Here is an 18,788-nt window from a genome sequence, read left to right as displayed (position 1 = left end):
GTGAATACAAAAACGTAAAAATGCATCGCTACCGGAACAACGCCAGCCGCAAGGGATACCCAGGTTGGGCGACGCAATGCGTCACCCAACATTCAAAGGCGCTCCCGGCCCCATTCACTACGGCACCCGGCACGAGCCTAAGCCCGAGGTCGTCGATTTTTCACGATTACAGGTTGTCTGGCCGGTCGTTTCGTTAAATGAACAGTAGACCTTATTGCTTTGACCTTCATCTTGCGACACATAATCCCAGGACGATGTCGTCGGCCATTGCAACGTGCTGATAACGCTCTGCAACGCTTTCAGATCGTCCAGCGAGGCCATATTTTCCTGCGATCCGCAAAGATGTGTCAGCGATGTTTCAACGTGCTCGGACTGATAATAATAGTTCGACGCCCAGTATTCGTTAGTCATCAGCCAGGTATACTGGGGCATGGCAGAGAGCTCGGCTTTCAGATACGGGCGGCGCAGCGTAACGCCGTTCACCTGCACGGTATCCGGCATATGACCCCAGTATGACGCATACGGCGTATCCGGGCTGGTTTGTACCGTAAAGATTGTATCCACGCTCGCCGCCTCATCAAATTGATTCGCAAGCGCCGCCGTGACAGACGTTTTTAACCCCGACGATTTATCCTGAGTTAACGTAAACCGCAACTTACCGTCATCGCCAGTGAAGCCAGACCATTTTGTGCTGAGGCCATTCTGGTTATTAAACACCACTGCCGTACCCGCAGGTGCAACCGGCGTCAGCATCATATTCGCTGGCGCAGTTGTCAACGGAACCGGCTCGCCAATCACGCCGGGATCAATGTATTGCTTATCCACCGCACCGCGCGAATAAGCGTATCCACGCGTCAACAGTACGGCCACCCCGGCCTGCGGCTGCCCGTCGTCGTTAGTCACCGTTACCGTCATCGGTATCGTTTCGCCTTTTTTCGCCACGGCCGCTGATTTATCGGCGTTCCATGCGTCGGAAGAGAGCGCGATATTCAGCCCGCTGCGCGGTTTTGTCAGGCAGAGTTGTAAGTAGTAGTTACCCGGGTTTTCCGACATGCTGTAGTCTTTCCCCGTCTTGAGATCTTTATACTGCCAGTAAAGGGTTGAGCCTTTCAGCAGGCTATCGCCAGCCCACCACCGCTTCCCGACGGGCAATCCAATATCGGTCGCCACCTTGCCGCTTGGGTGATCCTTGTACAGCGCCGTGAAATCATCTATCGCAGCCATCTGATTCATCGGACACCCACCGTAATTACCGGTATTAAAATTATTCACCATGATCCAGTATTCATTGGTTTCGAAATAGGTATCCGTGTGCGCCTCCGATGAGGGCTCGCCTACCACCAGCGGGCGCTTAAACTCCGCACCGTTGCTGGCGGTGAAGGTCTCCGGCATATGGCCGTACATGTTGGCCTTGTCGCTGTCCGGGCTGGTGAGGACGGTGAACACCACCGGCAGCGATGAGGTCGCCGTCGGCGTATCGTACAGACTCGCGGTCAGCAGGTTTTTCAACCCTATGCCGCCGGGTTCGGCAAGTGTCAGAGTCAGCGTACCGTCCGCGCCGGTGGTGCCGGTCAGAGCCGATGTGGCATAGTAAAACTGTTGCTGCGCACCGGCTAGCGGCGTCACCGTCATGTTGGTGCCGTTAGTGGCTACAAATTTATTATAGTCAGTGTTGCGCGGCGTCCCGGCGTCGCGTTTAAGCGAAAAAGCCGTATAAGGCATCGGGTTGCCCATCGCATCGGTAGTGGTGATGAGCAGCGGGATCGACTCGCTGTTTTTCGCCTTCACCGCCTGAATGGCGTCATCCATCGCCTGCGGGGAGGTGAGGGTGATCTGCGTGGCCTGCGGTATCGGCGTCCTGGCGCAAATTTGGTACTGCCAGACAGAGTTGGGCGAGCTGTTTTCTGACCGACGCGAACCATCAGCCAGATCGACTACGTAATAGAAGTCAACTTTTGCCCCGCTGGAGAGTGACGTCGAGTTCGATCCGCTCCAGTAAGAATAGTAGACCGGCCAGCCCTGGGCAGTATTTATCGTTCGGTTCGGGTATTTGCTGTAGAGCGAATCCAGCGCCTCAACGGCAGGGTAATAGCCCGCCGCGCAGCGGGCCGGATTTGCCCCTGTATTGGCTGGCCCATGAAAAATCGCCCAGGTTTCGTTGGTTTCTTGCTTAGACGTAGTATTGTCCGTACTGGCCAGCTCAGCGTACAACAGCGGGCGCTGATACACCGCGCCATCTGCCGCCGTCAGCGATGGCGCCATATGCCCCCACATGCGGGCGACGCTGACATCCGGGCTGGTGACGACGGTAAAGATGGTGTCAATGCTGGCGCTCACGGCGGCATTTTCATACAGCGTCGCGTTAATCGCGGTGCGGGTGCCGTGGGTGTCCGGGCGGGTAACACTAATAATGCGGGTGCCGTCAGGGCCGGTCTGCGACCCCATTTTAGTGGTGGTCCAGGCCAGCGATTCGCCGTCGATCACCACGGGCGTCACGATGCCTTGCAGATCGTCACCTTCCTGGGCGGTATACTTTTCGCCCCGGCGATCGTAACCGTCGCCGCGGGTGAGCACAAACGGCGCTTCCGGGATCGGGTTGCCGCTGGCGTCCTTCACCGTCACCTTGAGCTGTAGGGTATCGCCCTTTTTCACTTTGACTGCATGCACGTCGCTGCCGTCGTACCACAGCGATGGATCGACCGGTTCAATGGTGATGGCGGCTGGTACCGGGTTGTCGCTGGCCAGGCAGCTGGCATAAATGGAGACGTTGCTGTTGGCAAATTCACTGCCGTTCGCCAGCGCGATCAGTTTCCAGGTGGTGGCGCTCTGGTAGGTGGACGACCAGTAGTTAAGATAGACTGGCCAGCCCTGAATGCCGTTAATTTTGCCACCGCTGTTGGCGTTATACAGCGCCTCAAGCTGGTCGATGCGCGGCAGGCGGTTCGCCGCGCAGCCGCCCGCATCCGGATTGCCCGCCGCGTCGGTGTGGGCCACACGCGTCCAGGTCTCATTGCTCTCGTCCTGGGTACGCAGCGGGTTGCTCACTTCACCCGCCAGTTTGGGCCGCTCAAAGGTCCAGTCACCCACGGTAATTGTGTCGGCCATATGGCCCCACATTTTGGCTTTTGCCGTATCCGGGCTGGTGGCGACGGTAAACTTCACGCTGCGGGAAACCGGCGTATTGATGTATGAATCGACGGGCACGATGCTTAACTGCGTCAGCAGCCCCACGCCCTTATCCTGGGTGAGGATAATGGTCGCATCGCCGTTGGCGTCGGTGATCCCCTGATAAACCTGTCCGGCAATGTAGCCGACGCCGTCAAACTGCATCTCGCCGTTGCTGGTATCGGTAAAACCGGTCGTCAGCCCGTCGCGCCGCCTGCCGTTCGCCATGGTGATGGTGAAGTCGGTATTGGCGATCGCCATGCCGTTAAGAGCGTTGCGCGAATGGATGTTCAGCTTAATCTGTTCACCCACTTTGGCGGTCATATCGGCGTTTTTGGTCGCCGGGTCGTCGTTGAAATAGACGTCCAGCACCACCACCATTTCATTGGCCGAGCAGGTCAGGTAGTTCGGCGTATCGGTAAATTTGCCACTATCGCCGTTTTCGAGGTTGACGTGTACCGTCCCGGAGGCGTCGCTGTCGGCGGCGATGTAATAATCTTCGGTCGGCCAGCCGTGTTCGCTTTCCATCTGCCCGCCCGCATGTTCGCTGTACAAATGCGCCAGCGACGACTGATCCGGCACCTGGCCGGTACCGCACTGCGCGGTGGCCGACGCCACGGAGTTAAATGTCGCCCACTGTTCGTTGTTTTCGTCGAACTGGCCGTCTTTATGGCTGGCCTCCACCGCCAGCAGCGGGCGTTTGTACAGGTTGCCCGCGTCCACCACGCCGCGCATATGGCCCCACATGTTGGCGCCGTCCACGTCCGGGCTGGTGATTACGGTGAAAATCACGCTAAAGGGCAGCTCGACGTTGCCGCCTTCGTCGTCCGGCATCACGATGCGGATAGGCGTTTCGACCCCCATACCGCTGTCGTGTTTTAACGTCAGATGCGCCTGGCCGTTAACGTCAGTCACGCCGGTATAGTGCTCCGGCGAGGAGGCGCTCATGCCTTCGGAATCGACGGTGACCCGCTGGTTATCCCACGCGTCCTGATGCTCCCCTTTGCGGTTTGTCGCCGGGTCGATAAACAGCTCCATATAACGGTAAGGCAGCGGTTTTTGCGTGTCCCTGTCAACCACTGTCATCACCAGATCAATCGACTCCCCTACCCGCGCTTTATACGGCCCTTGCGGGGAGAGAGTAATCTGCGGGTGCGCCGCAGGCTGGGCTTTATCCACACAGCTGACCAGCAGCGTGTCGCTGTCGGCGGCCCTGGCAACCGACGCGCTGTTCATATGTACGGCAGCGTGGTAGCCGCTCATCTGATCTTTGGTCGACGACCAGTATTCGGCATCGTCCGTCGCCGGCCAGCCGGTGTACGTTGCCAGCGTACTGTGCTCATGTCGCATCTGCACCAGTTGTTCGGCGTCCGGCAGAATATTGCAATGGTTATCGGCGCCGTTCCAGTCGAACAGCGCCCAGGTTTCGTTGGTATCGACGACGCTTTTGTCAGCGCCGCTCGCTTCCGCCGCCAGCTTCGGGCGGGTGAAGGTGTAGGTTATACCGTTCAGCGTCGCGGTGGTGCTCTCCACCATATGGCCGTACATACTGGCCTTATCGCTGTCCGGACTGGTGATGGTGGTGAAAATGACGTCGACATTGTCGGTCAGCGTGGGATAGTTTTGCGAAGAGACGATAAGTCGCGTTTTTACCCCCGGACCGTTCTCTTGCGTTACCACCACCGTGGCGTTGCCCTGCCCGTCCGTTACACCATGATATTCTGTTTGCGCAGTCGTTAACTCGGTATTGCCAACGCGCACCGGGTTAGCGTTATTGACCACACCCTGGCGATTTATTGCATCCTCGCGACGGATCACAAACGGCGCATTGATCGCAGGTTTGCCATCACACGCTTTGGTGGTGACAGTAAGAGTAATACTTTCTCCGACCTTAACTTTCGATGCTTCAAAACTGGCATCGACATGATCGCCGCTCACAGAAACAGGGTCGCTCACCGCTGGTTTGATATTCAGCGTCACTTTCGGGCTTAACAGCGGAATGGTCGCATAATTCGGCACCCCGGTATTCGTAAAGAGCCACAGCGCGGGAACGTTGGTTTCATCTTCCACCTGCGCCCAAGCCACCAGCTGTCGCCCGGCGAGGTTTTGGGCGCAAAAGGTCAGGTTCGGAACCGGCTGCGGCGAGAGCGGCGTGTCGGGCGTGGCGGCATCGGCCCATACCAGCCCCATGGCGGGCGGCTGGCGGTTTTCCCAGGCGATGGTGGGCGGATCGCTAAAGAGATCGCCTTCGGTATCGGTGGAATTGACCGCCTGCATCGAGGTTGAGGTAGCATCCGCGCTAAAATCGCGCGGCATGGCGCTGAATTCAATATCGTGGGTTTTGCTCGGGTCAAGCAACGTACTGCCCTGATACAGGGGGATAATGGCCCCGTCGGCCAGCGGCGCGGTGCCGTTAACCGCGCCGGTCGTCGAGTTCAGCTCTTGCCAGGTTCCGCCCTTCAATAGCGCCTGCGCAGGCGCGATCGACGCTGCAAACATGACCAGTAATGTCAGTAAGAAATGTACAACTTTATTCACTTGCCGATTCCTGTCCATGAGCGATAGCCACCCGTTTTCATTTTCTGTCGTGATTCAACCCACTTTGCTTAGCGCGCGGCTAAGCAAAGTGCGCGGAAAATACCACTCCCCGCAGGGAGTGGTATGTTGAGGACAACTTATTTGCGTTTGTAGTCGATGGACAAAGCAAAGCCCTGGACACCGTCGCTACCCACGGTAACGCCGCCTTCCGCACCCTCGAACGCTGCTTTCGCGTCGACATTGGTGACAGGGATGACAAGGTCTTTATCGTTCCAGCTTTCGTTGACAATACCGCCGGTACCAGTACCTGCAATTTTACTGGTGCCGACGAATTTCCAGCGGTAGTCATACTGGTCGGTAACGTTTTCACCAGCATCATAGGTGCCGTTGCCGTTCTTATCGCTCCACAGCAATACCTGATAGGTGGTATTCGTTTTGAGTGTCGTCCCTGTATTCTTCAACAGGTTGGTATTCGAACCTTTCTCATGAATAACCACATGGACGTTGTCATCCACCACCGGACCTTCCGGAATATCGTCGTCATCCCCATCCGCACCACCGCCCGCATAGGTCGACAGGTCTTTCAACAACAGTTCGGTTGCTACGGCAGGGTCACCGGTGGTGGTGGTCGGCGTGATTTTGATACCGATATAATGGTCTGCGTCACTCGCCTGAATTTCATAGGTATCGCTACCTTTGGTGCCAATCTCTTCGGGATTGCTACCATTCTGGTCGCTGTATCTCATCCACTGCACCGTCTGTTTCGTGGCGGCGTTGTCGGTGTCGAGGTCGCCTTCCGTATCGCCAATCGCCCAGTTCACGGTGACCTTATCGCCAACGTGGAACTGCTTATCGCCTTCGGTCACAACGGTACGATCGCCGCGATCGACCGTTACCGTTACGTGATCTTTGTCGGTATCCGCAGTTTTATCCGCTGCACGGGTAATCCACGGCACCGTACCCTGAATGGTGCCCGTCTGTTCAGAGACAATCTGCCACTGCCCCGATTTCAGATTACCGTTCGCCGCCACCGCTGGCGCGGCGCAATATCCGGCAACTACTAATGCTAAAGCGACCTTCGTCAGCCGCCGTTTTACTGTTGCTTGCATTCAGACTCTCCTTTTTCTCAAAATTCAGCGGCTGGCTGGTCAGCCATAACGCTGACGCTATTTCTGGCTATACGTAACGCGTATGCCGTAACCCTGAACGCCATCTTCCTCGTTGGCGGCAAACTTCTGCGCCGCCTCTTTATTGGTTACTGGCAGGACAAGATCTTCATTCATGGTGTTGGCCAGCGCGCCGGTATGTCCATTTGTACTCTGCCCGGTAAACTCCCACTGGTAGTCGTACAGCGCCATCTCTTCTTCCGTGAGCTGCTCGGACATCTGAAAAACATTGTCTTTATTCTTGTCGCGCCACAGCAGGAAACGGTAAGCATTATTGACCGTAGGGTGTTTATCTTCTTTGCCGATAAGGTTGACAGGGTTAGCGGCTTTGACCTGATAAATCACCGCATTCAGCGCGCTCAGGTTGTCGCCGATAAAAGTGACATCAACGTAGTTACTGTCGCCATAGGCGTCTGCTTTCGCCTTCCAGCGGAAAGTGCCCGGCAGGGTGCTGGAAAGCGTCACCGTCCCCGCTTCTTTATCACGGCTGGCAATAAACACGCAGGGGGTTTCCGTGGTGCAGGGCGTCTGGGCCAGGGTGACTTTTTTATCATTGCTGTCGTACAACACGGGCGTCATGGTATCGTCCACCAGTTCGTTACCATTGCGATCCGTGGAGTCGCCAAAGGAATCGGTGATCAGCAGATCCATCACCACGCCGTCTTCGCCATCGGCCAGCGCGCTGGCTTCATGGCTGTGATCGCTGCGATCGGTATCGGCAATGTTGTCGACGATCAGCTCAATTTTGCGATCCTGCTGGACGGTGATTTCCACCACGCCAGAGTTCTGCTTATTGCCCTTTTCGTCTTCCAGCGTCATGCGTACTTTCCAGGTGTTCAGGGCGGTGCGCTGCTCTTCGGTATCGGCGTTAACCCAGGCAGGAAGCACCAGATTCCAGCTGTTATTGTTGCCTTCGGTTAACGCATTAGCTTTTACTACCGGCATCACCAGCGTACGGGCGGCGTTGTTTTTCGCCTGCCAGGAAGCAGAAATAATTTTGTAATGGTGGTTAATCAGCGCGTTGACCGTCCACTTACATTTCTCCAGCCCCACCGCGGCCTCAGGCGTATCTTCAATCACGCATTCCGGGTGTTCGTTGGTGGCGTCAGCCTTCAGCCACAACGTGACGTCCAGCGGATCTTTCTCGCGATATTCGAGAATGATGAAATTGTTACGATCGACAAAATCGGTGCGGCTGCCCATTAAGGAGTGCTGAATTTTAACGTTTTCCGGATCGAGTTGCGCCGCCAGCGGCGTGCCTATCTGGTAGTTCACGGTCGCGTTAACGCTAAAGTCGTTACTGTCGCCAGTACCGGCTTTGTAATCCGTACCAACCGTGACCAGCGGTACCGGCGTATATTCCAGCCCCAAAGTGACGGCATGAGGATCTTTTTGCAGATTATCGGTGCCAAACAGCGCTACTTCATCGCCGTAGTACTGTTCGTAAACTAATTTAGCGCCAAGCTGCGGATAAAACGGCAGCCAGCTTTCCATGCGGATATCCCAGCCGCGCGCGGGTCGTTCTTCATAAAAGTCGAAATCTTCGGAGTCTTTCCAGTCAGAAAGAGGATGGTAATAGTTGCCGGAGAATTTCAGGTAATCTGTCCAGGCTTCGGTTCCCAGACCTAATCGACGGTGACCGCGCGTAAAATCGTAGTCATAGAATGCGTTGCCGCCAAGCAGCCAGTTGCCGACGTTCTGGCGCACGCCAAGCCCAAAGTTACCAATGGTGCGATCTTCCTTACGCTGAGCCGAAATCTGGCTAAAGAAAAGCGTGCTCTGATTGTCATACCAGGGAATAAAATAATCCAGCGAACTGCCGTCCAGATCGCCGCCTTCGCCCACGGTGAGGCTGGTACGGATCTTGCCATAAGGTGACATTACGCCTTCAAGATATGACTGTGCTGAGGAAGTAATTTGGTTTTGCAAATAGCTACGCGCCTGGGATTCCAGCGCTTCCGGGGTGAGATTATCAAAGCCCTGGGTGGCGGAATTAATAAAGTAGTCAGCGCCCTGTTCTTTAAAGGACTTTCCTTTATTTTCCTGTTCTTCTTTTTTGGCGGATTCGCTGGCTAAATCAGGCAGAGAGGAGTGGCTTTCATCATTTGCAGATACAGAGTTATCTGCGCCGGAAGCCGCAACCGATACTCCAGACACTAATAGCAAAACCAGAATGCGAATCCTTCGCACCATATGATATCCCTGTCGTTAAATAAACACGCCTCGATGAAAAGATATTATATGGATGATTCAGATGGAATCATAACTAACAGACCTAAATATATTCCTAAAAAGAAAAGTTTAATATGAAACAGACTTATAATATTGATATAATAAATAAAAAGAAGGCTGTTATTTATTTCTAATATTAGTTATCGGGAATAATATTCTCTATAAATAGTTGAATCAATAAAAAGAATAAAATAGCTGCCGGGCAGGATATTACGGGAGTATCGAATAACGCTTTTGCCCTTAGCCGGATAAGACGTCGGCGCCTCTGCTCTGCGGCGCAACGTCGACAGCGGTTTTATTGATCGGAAATGACGAAGTTAACCCGTTTTTTTGAAATTAAACCATGACCGTTCTGGCAAAAATAGTCCACTGCGCCGCAGGCTTTCAAAACCTGTAACGGCTGGCGGCAGTCAGGACAAATTGCCTGTAACGAGAAATCTTTAGCGCATGTCTCGCAATGCGCTGTATCGCCATTGCGCTCCAGCGCGTGATGGCAAACGGGGCAGGTTATTTCCATAACATTCTCCTCAGGCGCGTGACTTACTTTTACTTGAAAGGCCTGATAGCGCAGCGCTTGTCAGGCCTGGAATATTACTGAAAAAGCATTACTTGCTTTTCTTGATATGTTTCATCAGACGCTTACGTTTGCGCATTTGCGTTGGCGTCAGTGTGTTACGCTTGTTCGCATATGGGTTCTCCCCTTCTTTAAACTGAATGCGAATCGGCGTCCCCATCACTTCCAACGACTTGCGGAAGTAGTTCATCAGATAGCGCTTATAGGAGTCTGGCAGATCTTTTACCTGGTTGCCGTGGATAACCACAATCGGCGGGTTATAGCCGCCAGCGTGGGCATATTTCAGTTTCACACGGCGACCGCGCACCAGCGGCGGCTGATGATCTTCCACCGCCATCGTCATGATACGGGTCAGCATCGCAGTGCTCACCCGGCGAGTGGAACTGTCGTAAGCCTCGCGTACGGACTCAAACAGGTTGCCGACGCCGCTGCCATGTAGCGCAGAGATAAAATGGACGCGGGCAAAATCAATAAAGCCCAGACGGAAATCCAGCGTCTCTTTCACCTGCTCTTTGACTTCCTGGCTCAGGCCATCCCATTTGTTGACTACGATCACGAGTGAGCGCCCACTATTGAGGATAAAGCCCAGCAGAGACAAATCCTGGTCGGAGATCCCCTCGCGCGCATCGATGACCAACAGTACGACGTTAGCGTCTTCAATCGCCTGCAACGTTTTAATCACCGAGAACTTTTCTACCGCATCGGTGATTTTTCCGCGCTTACGCACCCCCGCCGTGTCAATCAGCACATATTCCCGTTCGTCGCGTTCCATCGGGATATAAATGCTGTCGCGAGTGGTGCCCGGCATGTCGTATACCACCACGCGCTCTTCGCCGAGAATACGGTTAGTGAGTGTTGACTTACCTACGTTCGGGCGACCGACAATCGCCAGCTTTATCGGCAGGCTTTGCGGGTCAAAATCATCTTCCGGCGCTTCTTCGCCATTTTGTTCCGCCTCGAACTGCGCCCAGTATTCCGCGTCTTCATCCACCTCTTCCTGCGGCGCGACATCATCCATCCACGGCAGAAGCACATGTTCCAGCAGGCTCAATACGCCGCGACCATGTGAGGCGGCGATAGGGTAAATTTCGCCTAATCCCAGCGAGTAAAAATCGACAACCGCCTGATCGGGATCGAGACCATCCGTTTTATTCGCCACCAGGAAGGTCGGTTTTTCACGGGAACGCAGATGTTTGGCAATCGCTTCATCCGCCGGCATCAGGCCAGCGCGCGCATCTACCATGAATAACACCACATCCGCTTCTTCAATCGCCAGCAGCGACTGTTCCGCCATCCGCGTTTCGACGCCGTCTTCGGTGCCGTCAATACCGCCGGTGTCGATACAGATAAACTCGCGGCCTTCAACTTCCGCACGACCGTACTTACGGTCACGAGTCAGACCCGGGAAATCCGCAACCAGCGCATCTCGGGTGCGGGTCAGACGGTTAAATAGCGTGGATTTTCCGACGTTAGGGCGCCCGACAAGCGCGACCACAGGTACCATGTTTAAAGCCTCATTAAAAAAATCATCAGACAACGCGCGCATTTTGCGCCATTGTTAAAAACAGGAAAACGGCCCCTACACCAGGAGCCGTTTTTTAAAACGCACAACCGTGACGATTAACGCGTAATCGCGTAGACCGTACCGTCTTTGGCCTGGATGAGCAGTTTACCATCCGCCACCGTCGGTTCGGTCAGGAAACCGGAACTGTCTACTTTTTGTTGGGCCACAAAACGCCCGTCATCAACATTTATCCAGTGCAGATAACCTTCGCTATCGCCGACGACTAAATCACCATTATACAGCACCGGGGAGGTCAGCAAACGGTGCAGCAGATCGCTTTGCGTCCACAGCGTTACGCCGCCGTCAGTGGTCAGCGCCAGCACGCGATCGTTCTGATCGACCAGGTAGATACGGTCGCCGTCGACGATAAAGTCATTGACCGAACCCAGCTCGCGTTTCCACATAATCTGACCACTGCGCAGATCCAGTGCCGTTAAGTTACCATTATACGCCAACGCGTAAACGACGCCGTTTACCACAACCGGCGTGGTATCAACGTCGCTCAGACGGTCAATTTCCGTTGGGCCAGTGGCCTGGGAGATACGCTGTTGCCAAATCATCTGGCCTTGTTGCATCAACACGGCGCTGACGCGGCCATTATCACCACCAACAATAGCCGCGCCGAACGCGGTTGCCGGCGCAGATTCGCCGCGCAGCGACAACGAAGGCATATCCAGGTTCACCGTCCATTTAATAGCGCCATCCGCCTGATTTAGCGCCTGCAACTGACCGTTGCTGGTATGGATAAGGACGATTCCATCACTGACAACCGGGCGAGACAACGCTTCGCCTGCGACCTTCGTCTGCCATGCTGTAGTGCCGTCGCTGGTATTCAGCGCATAAACCTCGGCCTTTTCACTGCCGATATAGACGTGACCGCCCGCGACCGTGACGCCGCCGGACAACAGCGCGGACGAACGAGAGAACCAGCCGTCTTTCTCGCCCAGATTCACAGACCAGATCTCTTTGCCATCATCCGCATTGAGCGCTTTTACCACGCCCGCGCGATCGGCTGCATAGACCACGTTATCTGCCATTACCGGATGAAGGTTAGAATAAAATTCGCCAATTCCGTTACCGACAGAGGTACTCCAGACAGTGGTCGGGGTAAACTGGTTTTCAACCTGCGGTAATGGAGACATCTTGACGACATCTTCTTCGCCGCTAAACAGTGAACAGCCGCTGAGCAGGGTAACGGAAAGCAACCCTGGCAGAAGTAATTTACGCAATTGCATCGGGTCCCTCTCAGATGGACAAATTATTGATTTTCATCTGCATCATTTCGCTCAACGCCGGAGAAGCATCGCTATTGACGCCCGCTTCCCATGCGCTGCGCGCGCCTTTTTTATCACCCTTACTCAGCAACGCTTCGCCGCGCAAATCAGCGACAATGGCCGTCCATCCTTCGCCTTTAACGGCATCCAGAGTTTTCAGCGCGGCGTCAGCTTGCTTAAGCTGTAACTGAACGCGAGCGAGACGCAGATTAATCACCGCTTTGAGATTTTCATCGCTGGTGGCCGCCAACCCCTGCTGCAACTGGGCTTCGGCTTTTTTAAGTTCATTCTTATCCACAAACTGCTGCGCCAGTTCCATAGACGCCAGCGCACCATAGGTATTTTTATTCTCAGCCGCGAATTTTTCAGCGGCGGGAATGCTATCCGGCTTATCGGCGCTTACCGCCGTCACCGCATTTTGATACGCCAGAGAAGCAGCACGCGCGGACTCCGTCTGATGGCTGCTCCAGTAACGCCAGCCAACCAGCGCGCCAACCCCTAAAATCACTCCGACAGCCAGCGCTTTGCCGTTTTCGGCAAAGAAGCGTTTAATCGCATCCACCTGGTCGTGTTCGTTCTCGTAAATTTCCACGCTGTCCTTCTCCTTAGCCCAATAAAGTGCGCAAATGCGCGGCGACGCTGTCCTGCGCCACTGCCGTTTGCTCACCGGAGCGCAAATCCTTCACTACAACAGTCCCATCGGCGACTTCAGATTCGCCAAGAACCAGTGCAATACGGGCGCCCCACTTATCGGCGCGGGCAAACTGTTTCTTAAAGTTGCCGCCGCCGTGGTTTGTCATTAGCTTCACGCCTGGCATTTCATCGCGCAGCCGCTCCGCCAGCGTCATTGCCGCAGACTGCGTTTGTGCGCCGGCAGCTACCAGGTATATATCGACAACAGGAGAGGCAATAAATTCCGGATTAACTGCCTGAACTAACAAAACAAGTCGTTCCAGGCCCATCGCAAAGCCCACTGCCGGGGTAGCGCGACCGCCCAGTTGTTCCACCAGACCGTCATAACGACCACCCGCACAGACGGTGCCTTGTGACCCCAGACTGTTTGTTACCCATTCAAATACGGTGCGGTTGTAGTAATCCAGACCGCGTACCAGACGCTGGTTGACGGTGTAGGCAATTCCCGCCGCGTCCAGCAATTTACACAGGCCGGCAAAGTGCTCGCGTGAATCGTCATCGAGATAGTCGCCGAGAGCGGGCGCGTCGTTGAGCAGCGCCTGCACGTCCGGATTTTTTGAATCCAGCACGCGCAGCGGATTGGTATACATACGGCGTTTGCAGTCTTCGTCCAGCGTCTCTTGATGCTGTTCGAGGAACGCGACCAGCGCATCGCGATAGTTCGCACGCGCCTCTAATGAACCAATAGAGTTCAGCTCCAGGCTAACGTGGTCAGCGATGCCCAGCGCGCGCCACCAGCGTGCGGTCAGCATAATCAACTCCGCGTCAATATCCGGGCCTTGTAAGCCGAAGACTTCGGCGCCTAGCTGATGGAACTGACGGTAGCGGCCTTTTTGCGGACGCTCATGACGGAACATCGGGCCGATATACCACAAACGCTGTTCCTGATTGTACAGGAGACCATGTTCGATGCCGGCGCGTACACAGCCCGCCGTACCTTCAGGGCGCAATGTCAGGCTATCGCCGTTGCGATCCTCAAAGGTGTACATCTCTTTTTCAACTACGTCAGTAACTTCACCGATCGCGCGTTTGAATAACGGGGTCTGCTCTACAATCGGCAAGCGGATTTCACTGTAACCGTAGCTGCCGAGCACGTTTTTGAGTGTGCCTTCAATGCGCTGCCAGATGGCGGTTTCGCCAGGCAGATAATCGTTCATGCCGCGAATGGCTTGAATGTTTTTTGCCACGTTTATTCTCTTTCTGAATATAAAAATGAACCCTCAGCGCTTCCCCGAACGAACCGGGAGCCATGCGGGTTCAATCATACACGGGAAGCGCGCCGCTTCCCATCACGTTCTTATTTTTCAACCTGCAGCACGTCAATCCGACGCGCTTCATCAAGTTGACTTGCTTTCGCGCGAATACGGGATTCAAGCTGCGCGATCATATCGTCGTTATCGAGTCTGTCCTTGCGCACGCCGTCTTCATACAGGCCGCTTTTCTTATTGCCGCCCGTCACGCCCAGCGTCGATACCAGCGCTTCGCCCGGCCCGTTCACCACGCAACCGATGATCGAGACGTCCATCGGGGTGATGATATCTTCCAGACGCTGCTCCAGCGCGTTCACCGTGCCGATAACGTCGAACTCCTGGCGAGAACAGGTCGGGCAAGCGATGAAATTGATGCCGCGCGCGCGAATGCGCAGCGACTTCAGGATATCGAAACCGACTTTGATCTCTTCCACCGGATCGGCCGCCAACGATACGCGCAGCGTGTCGCCGATGCCTTCCGATAACAGCAGACCTAAACCGATCGCCGACTTGACCGCCCCGCTACGCGCGCCGCCCGCTTCGGTGATCCCCAGATGCAGCGGCTGATCGATCTGTTTAGCCAACAAACGATAAGACTCAACGGCAAGGAATACATCGGACGCTTTTACGCTCACTTTGAACTGATCAAAGTTGAGACGATCGAGATGATCGACATGGCGCATGGCTGATTCCAGCAGCGCCTGCGGCGTCGGCTCACCGTATTTTTCCTGCAGATCTTTTTCCAGCGATCCGGCATTTACGCCGATACGAATAGGGATGTTTTTGTCGCGCGCGCAGTCCACCACCATACGAATACGTTCTTCGTTACCGATATTGCCGGGGTTGATACGCAAGCAGTCAACGCCGTATTCCGCCACCTTCAGCGCAATGCGGTAGTCGAAGTGAATATCGGCAACCAGCGGAACTGAAACCTGCTGTTTGATAAGTTTAAACGCTTCGGCGGCGTCCATGGTCGGTACAGAAACACGAACAATATCTGCGCCAACGCGCTCCAGCGCTTTGATCTGATTAACCGTCGCTTCCACGTCAGTGGTACGCGTGTTAGTCATCGACTGGACGGCGATGGGGGCGCCATCGCCAATCGGCACATTCCCAACGTAAATACGTGTCGATTTTCTACGTTGAATCGGAGCCTGGTTATGCATGAAAAACCTCCCGCGTTACCCGTCTGTTACTGCGCCGGTGTCGGTTCGGCATTAAGGGTCAGACGCGCAACCTGATTAGTTCTGATAAAGCGGCTCAGATCGACAGGTTTTCCTTGATACTGGATCTGCACCGCGGCCGGCGCGCCAATTTTAAGTTTATAAGGCGCCTGACCGGTTAGGTTTAAATTACCATCTTTACGCTGCATACCGCTAAACAGCTTCTTACCCGTGGCGTCAGTGACTTCGAGCCAGCAGTCAGCGGTAAAATTCATCACCAGCGCGTTCGGATCGGCAGCAGGCGCCGCTACGCCAGCCTGACTGGTCGGCAGCGCGGACGGCGTCTCCGTTGCCGCTGGCGCGGCAGATGTCGCAGCCGTATCGACATTCGCCTGCGAAGGCGCGACTACCGTATTTTGCGTCGCCGCCGCCGTTGGCGCTGGCGTTTGCGTCGCCGCCGTCGAATCAACCGGCGTCGCAGGAGCCGGAGCCGTTTGCGCTGGCGTCGTATCCTGGCTTGTCGCGGCACCGGTGTCCAGCGGTACGCTTTGGCCGCTGTCTTTATCTGCGTTCAGTTCAGCCGTGCTTTGATCGGCCATTGTCGTGATCTCTTCCTGCTGCGCCTTATGGTTCTGCCACCACCAGGCGCCGGTCAGCCCTACGACCACAAACAGTACCAGCCAGGTAAAAGACATTAACCAGCCGTCGCGTTTTTTACGACGCTTTCCTAATGAGAAACTCTGCATCGGGGCGACTTTGGCGGCGCGCAGCGGGGCCTGCTTTTCCAGCCCCGGCAGCAGTTCCTCTTCTGGAACATGCACCAGACGCGCATATGAGCGGATATATCCGCGCAGGAAGGTTGAAGCAAGATCGGACGGCGCCTTATCTTCTTCAATATCGCGTACCGTAGAAACCTTCAGGCAAAGTCGCTCAGCGACAGCCTGCTGGCTGAGTCCGAGTTGTTCACGGGCATTGCGCAGACGAACGCCGGTGGTTTGTGCTTCATTTTGGTCGTGCGTGGCTTCAGTATTCATTCGCTACAGCTACAGGTACGTGTAAATTAGGATTCAGGCGCCGACGAGCCGTAATGCCCGCCCACACCGCGAAACATCAGGTTAGTTAACCTTAGTCAGACAGTATAAGCCTGTCAGGCCGCAGATGACAAAACCGCTAAGACACAAGGCTAAACTCTTGTTGCACCATTACATACTGCCTTAAAGTCGACAAAAACGCACCGTTATTATTGACCAGACAAGTACAACGCCAGACATTATTCAACTGACATTGCGCCACGGTATAATGAATGCCCCGTGGCGCAACTGCTATCAAATAGCCTTGATGTCAATCACCTCTCCCTGCATACGCTTACGCAGAGTACGTTTAGTACGGTCAATCACATCGCCTGCCAACTGTCCGCATGCCGCATCAATGTCATCGCCACGCGTCTTGCGTACGATGGTCGTGAAACCATAACTCATCAAAACTTTAGAAAAGCGATCGATACGGCTGTTAGAGCTGCGGCCATACGGCGCGCCAGGGAACGGGTTCCACGGAATCAGATTAATCTTACAAGGCGTCTCTTTTAGTAGCTCCGCCAGTTGATGCGCGTGTTCAGTGCCGTCGTTAACGTGGTCAAGCATTACGTATTCAATCGTCACGCGCCCCTGATTGGCGTTGGATTTCTCCAGATAGCGGCGAACCGCGCCCAGGAACGTTTCGATATTGTATTTTTTGTTGATCGGGACGATTTCGTCGCGAATAGTGTCATTCGGCGCATGTAAGGAGATAGCCAGCGCGACATCTATCATATCGCCCAGTTTATCCAGAGCAGGCACCACGCCGGACGTTGAGAGCGTGACGCGGCGTTTGGACAGGCCGAAACCAAAGTCATCGAGCATAATTTCCATCGCCGGTACGACATTGGTCAGGTTAAGCAATGGCTCGCCCATCCCCATCATGACCACGTTGGTGATCGGACGCTGGCCGGTGACTTTGGCCGCGCCGACGATTTTCGCCGCACGCCAGACCTGACCGATAATTTCCGATACGCGCAGGTTGCGGTTAAAGCCCTGCTGCGCAGTTGAACAAAACTTGCACTCCAGCGCGCATCCTACCTGTGAAGAGACACACAGCGTAGCGCGGTCGTCTTCCGGGATATAGACCGTTTCAACGCGCTGATCGCCGACAGCAATCGCCCACTTAATGGTGCCGTCTGAGGAACGCTGCTCTTCAACGACCTCCGGCGCGCGGATTTCCGCGACCTCTTTTAATTTGCCGCGCAACACTTTGTTGATGTCGGTCATCTCATCAAAATTATCGCAGCAATAGTGATACATCCATTTCATCACCTGATCGGCGCGGAAAGGTTTTTCACCTAAGTTTTTAAAAAACTCGCGCATCTGCTGACGGTTGAGATCCAGCAGGTTAATTTTTGCTTCTTTGTTAGGAACTACCGGGGTACTGCTTTCAGGTGTGACAATTTGTTCAGACATATGCTATTCCGGCCTCGTTATTACACGTTATGGCCCCTGGAGGGTTGAAAAAAGAAACGCCCCGGTAAGCTTACTGCTCGTCCAGGGGCGCTGCATTGTACAAATTCTGGCGTAAGGATGCCACGTCTGCACGCGGCATTAGCAAAAATAATATTTGAACCGATAATTTATCGCCAACGCATTTACAGCGTGAAAGACGAAGGAGATTAACGGGTGCGCGGGCACACTTCGCCTTCACCGAAGAAAAAGGCGATTTCGCGCTGCGCGGATTCCAGCGAATCCGAACCGTGGGTGCCGTTTTCAGTTAAGCTATCAGCGTAGTCGGCGCGCAGCGTACCCGCCAACGCGTTCGCCGGGTTGGTGGCGCCAAGCAGATCGCGGTGACGCTGTACCGCATTTTCGCTTTCCAGCACGGATACCACGATAGGGCCAGAGGTCATGAACTCCACCAGACCGTCAAAGAACGGCTTGCCGTCGTGCTCAGCATAGAAGCCGCGCGCCTGCTCAACGGTCAGGTGCAGCATTTTAGTGCCAACAATTTTGAACCCTGCAGCTTCAAAGCGCGCAAAGATGCTGCCAATAACGTTTTTTGCCACCGCGTTGGGTTTAATGATGGAAAAAGTCCGTTCAATAGCCATGTTTACCTCTGAAATATGTTCTGTTGTTATGTCAGGCGC

General features: G+C 54.7%; 12 protein-coding genes. All 12 read right to left on the bottom strand.

Annotation, left to right across the window (positions count from 1 at the left end):
- Positions 1 to 117: 117 nt before the first annotated feature.
- A complete protein-coding gene (gene ratA / locus ACH0WD_RS13130) occupies positions 118 to 5,721 on the bottom strand; it encodes a DUF823/DUF824 repeat adhesin RatA (protein WP_172480760.1) in 5,604 nt (1,867 codons plus the stop codon).
- A 119-nt stretch (positions 5,722 to 5,840) separates the two neighbouring features.
- A complete protein-coding gene (locus tag ACH0WD_RS13125) occupies positions 5,841 to 6,812 on the bottom strand; it encodes a SinI family autotransporter-associated protein (protein WP_001149084.1) in 972 nt (323 codons plus the stop codon).
- Positions 6,813 to 6,869: 57 nt separating this feature from the next.
- The gene (gene sinH, locus ACH0WD_RS13120; RefSeq protein ID WP_000252231.1) at positions 6,870 to 9,062 is read right to left on the bottom strand and encodes an intimin-like inverse autotransporter SinH; all 2,193 of its coding nucleotides are present in this window, start codon (positions 9,060 to 9,062) and stop codon (positions 6,870 to 6,872) included.
- A 334-nt stretch (positions 9,063 to 9,396) separates the two neighbouring features.
- Positions 9,397 to 9,618 (bottom strand): zinc ribbon domain-containing protein, encoded by a 222-nt coding sequence (locus ACH0WD_RS13115; protein ID WP_000406465.1) that lies wholly within the window; start codon positions 9,616 to 9,618, stop codon positions 9,397 to 9,399.
- Between the two features lie 88 nt (positions 9,619 to 9,706).
- On the bottom strand, positions 9,707 to 11,179 hold the full coding sequence (gene der, locus ACH0WD_RS13110; protein ID WP_000249411.1) for a ribosome biogenesis GTPase Der: 1,473 nt from the start codon (positions 11,177 to 11,179) through the stop codon (positions 9,707 to 9,709).
- Between the two features lie 116 nt (positions 11,180 to 11,295).
- Entirely contained in the window at positions 11,296 to 12,474 is a 1,179-nt protein-coding gene (gene bamB, locus ACH0WD_RS13105) for an outer membrane protein assembly factor BamB (RefSeq protein ID WP_001177072.1), read from the bottom strand.
- 10 nt (positions 12,475 to 12,484) lie between these two features.
- Complete coding sequence (locus ACH0WD_RS13100; RefSeq protein WP_000409190.1) at positions 12,485 to 13,105, bottom strand: YfgM family protein; 621 nt, start codon at positions 13,103 to 13,105, stop codon at positions 12,485 to 12,487.
- Positions 13,106 to 13,118: 13 nt separating this feature from the next.
- A complete protein-coding gene (gene hisS / locus ACH0WD_RS13095) occupies positions 13,119 to 14,393 on the bottom strand; it encodes a histidine--tRNA ligase (protein WP_001107139.1) in 1,275 nt (424 codons plus the stop codon).
- Positions 14,394 to 14,503: 110 nt separating this feature from the next.
- Positions 14,504 to 15,622, bottom strand: coding sequence for a flavodoxin-dependent (E)-4-hydroxy-3-methylbut-2-enyl-diphosphate synthase (ispG, locus tag ACH0WD_RS13090; protein WP_000551815.1), 1,119 nt, complete (start codon positions 15,620 to 15,622; stop codon positions 14,504 to 14,506).
- 26 nt (positions 15,623 to 15,648) lie between these two features.
- Positions 15,649 to 16,653 (bottom strand): cytoskeleton protein RodZ, encoded by a 1,005-nt coding sequence (gene rodZ / locus ACH0WD_RS13085; RefSeq protein ID WP_001090890.1) that lies wholly within the window; start codon positions 16,651 to 16,653, stop codon positions 15,649 to 15,651.
- 291 nt (positions 16,654 to 16,944) lie between these two features.
- Positions 16,945 to 18,111 (bottom strand): bifunctional tRNA (adenosine(37)-C2)-methyltransferase TrmG/ribosomal RNA large subunit methyltransferase RlmN, encoded by a 1,167-nt coding sequence (locus ACH0WD_RS13080; protein ID WP_000003210.1) that lies wholly within the window; start codon positions 18,109 to 18,111, stop codon positions 16,945 to 16,947.
- Between the two features lie 206 nt (positions 18,112 to 18,317).
- Positions 18,318 to 18,749: a nucleoside-diphosphate kinase gene (ndk, locus tag ACH0WD_RS13075; RefSeq protein ID WP_000963846.1), complete on the bottom strand. Its 432-nt coding sequence runs from the start codon at positions 18,747 to 18,749 to the stop codon at positions 18,318 to 18,320.
- Between the last annotated feature and the right edge of the window lie 39 nt (positions 18,750 to 18,788).

It is taken from the genome of Salmonella sp. 2020_1395 (genome assembly GCF_043848115.1).
GTDB lineage: Bacteria > Pseudomonadota > Gammaproteobacteria > Enterobacterales > Enterobacteriaceae > Salmonella > Salmonella enterica.
Note: the sequence above shows the minus strand (reverse complement) of the source record. Positions and strands in the feature narration are given on the sequence as shown.

What these genes read in the sequence shown, in the direction of transcription:
- ACH0WD_RS13080 (WP_000003210.1), bottom strand. Translation starts at nt 18,111, where the DNA reads ATGTCTGAACAAATTGTCACACCTGAAAGCAGTACCCCGGTAGTTCCT.
- der (WP_000249411.1), bottom strand. Translation starts at nt 11,179, where the DNA reads ATGGTACCTGTGGTCGCGCTTGTCGGGCGCCCTAACGTCGGAAAATCC.
- ndk (WP_000963846.1), bottom strand. Translation starts at nt 18,749, where the DNA reads ATGGCTATTGAACGGACTTTTTCCATCATTAAACCCAACGCGGTGGCA.
- bamB (WP_001177072.1), bottom strand. Translation starts at nt 12,474, where the DNA reads ATGCAATTGCGTAAATTACTTCTGCCAGGGTTGCTTTCCGTTACCCTG.
- ACH0WD_RS13125 (WP_001149084.1), bottom strand. Translation starts at nt 6,812, where the DNA reads ATGCAAGCAACAGTAAAACGGCGGCTGACGAAGGTCGCTTTAGCATTA.
- sinH (WP_000252231.1), bottom strand. Translation starts at nt 9,062, where the DNA reads ATGGTGCGAAGGATTCGCATTCTGGTTTTGCTATTAGTGTCTGGAGTA.
- ACH0WD_RS13115 (WP_000406465.1), bottom strand. Translation starts at nt 9,618, where the DNA reads ATGGAAATAACCTGCCCCGTTTGCCATCACGCGCTGGAGCGCAATGGC.
- ratA (WP_172480760.1), bottom strand. Translation starts at nt 5,721, where the DNA reads ATGGACAGGAATCGGCAAGTGAATAAAGTTGTACATTTCTTACTGACA.
- ispG (WP_000551815.1), bottom strand. Translation starts at nt 15,622, where the DNA reads ATGCATAACCAGGCTCCGATTCAACGTAGAAAATCGACACGTATTTAC.
- rodZ (WP_001090890.1), bottom strand. Translation starts at nt 16,653, where the DNA reads ATGAATACTGAAGCCACGCACGACCAAAATGAAGCACAAACCACCGGC.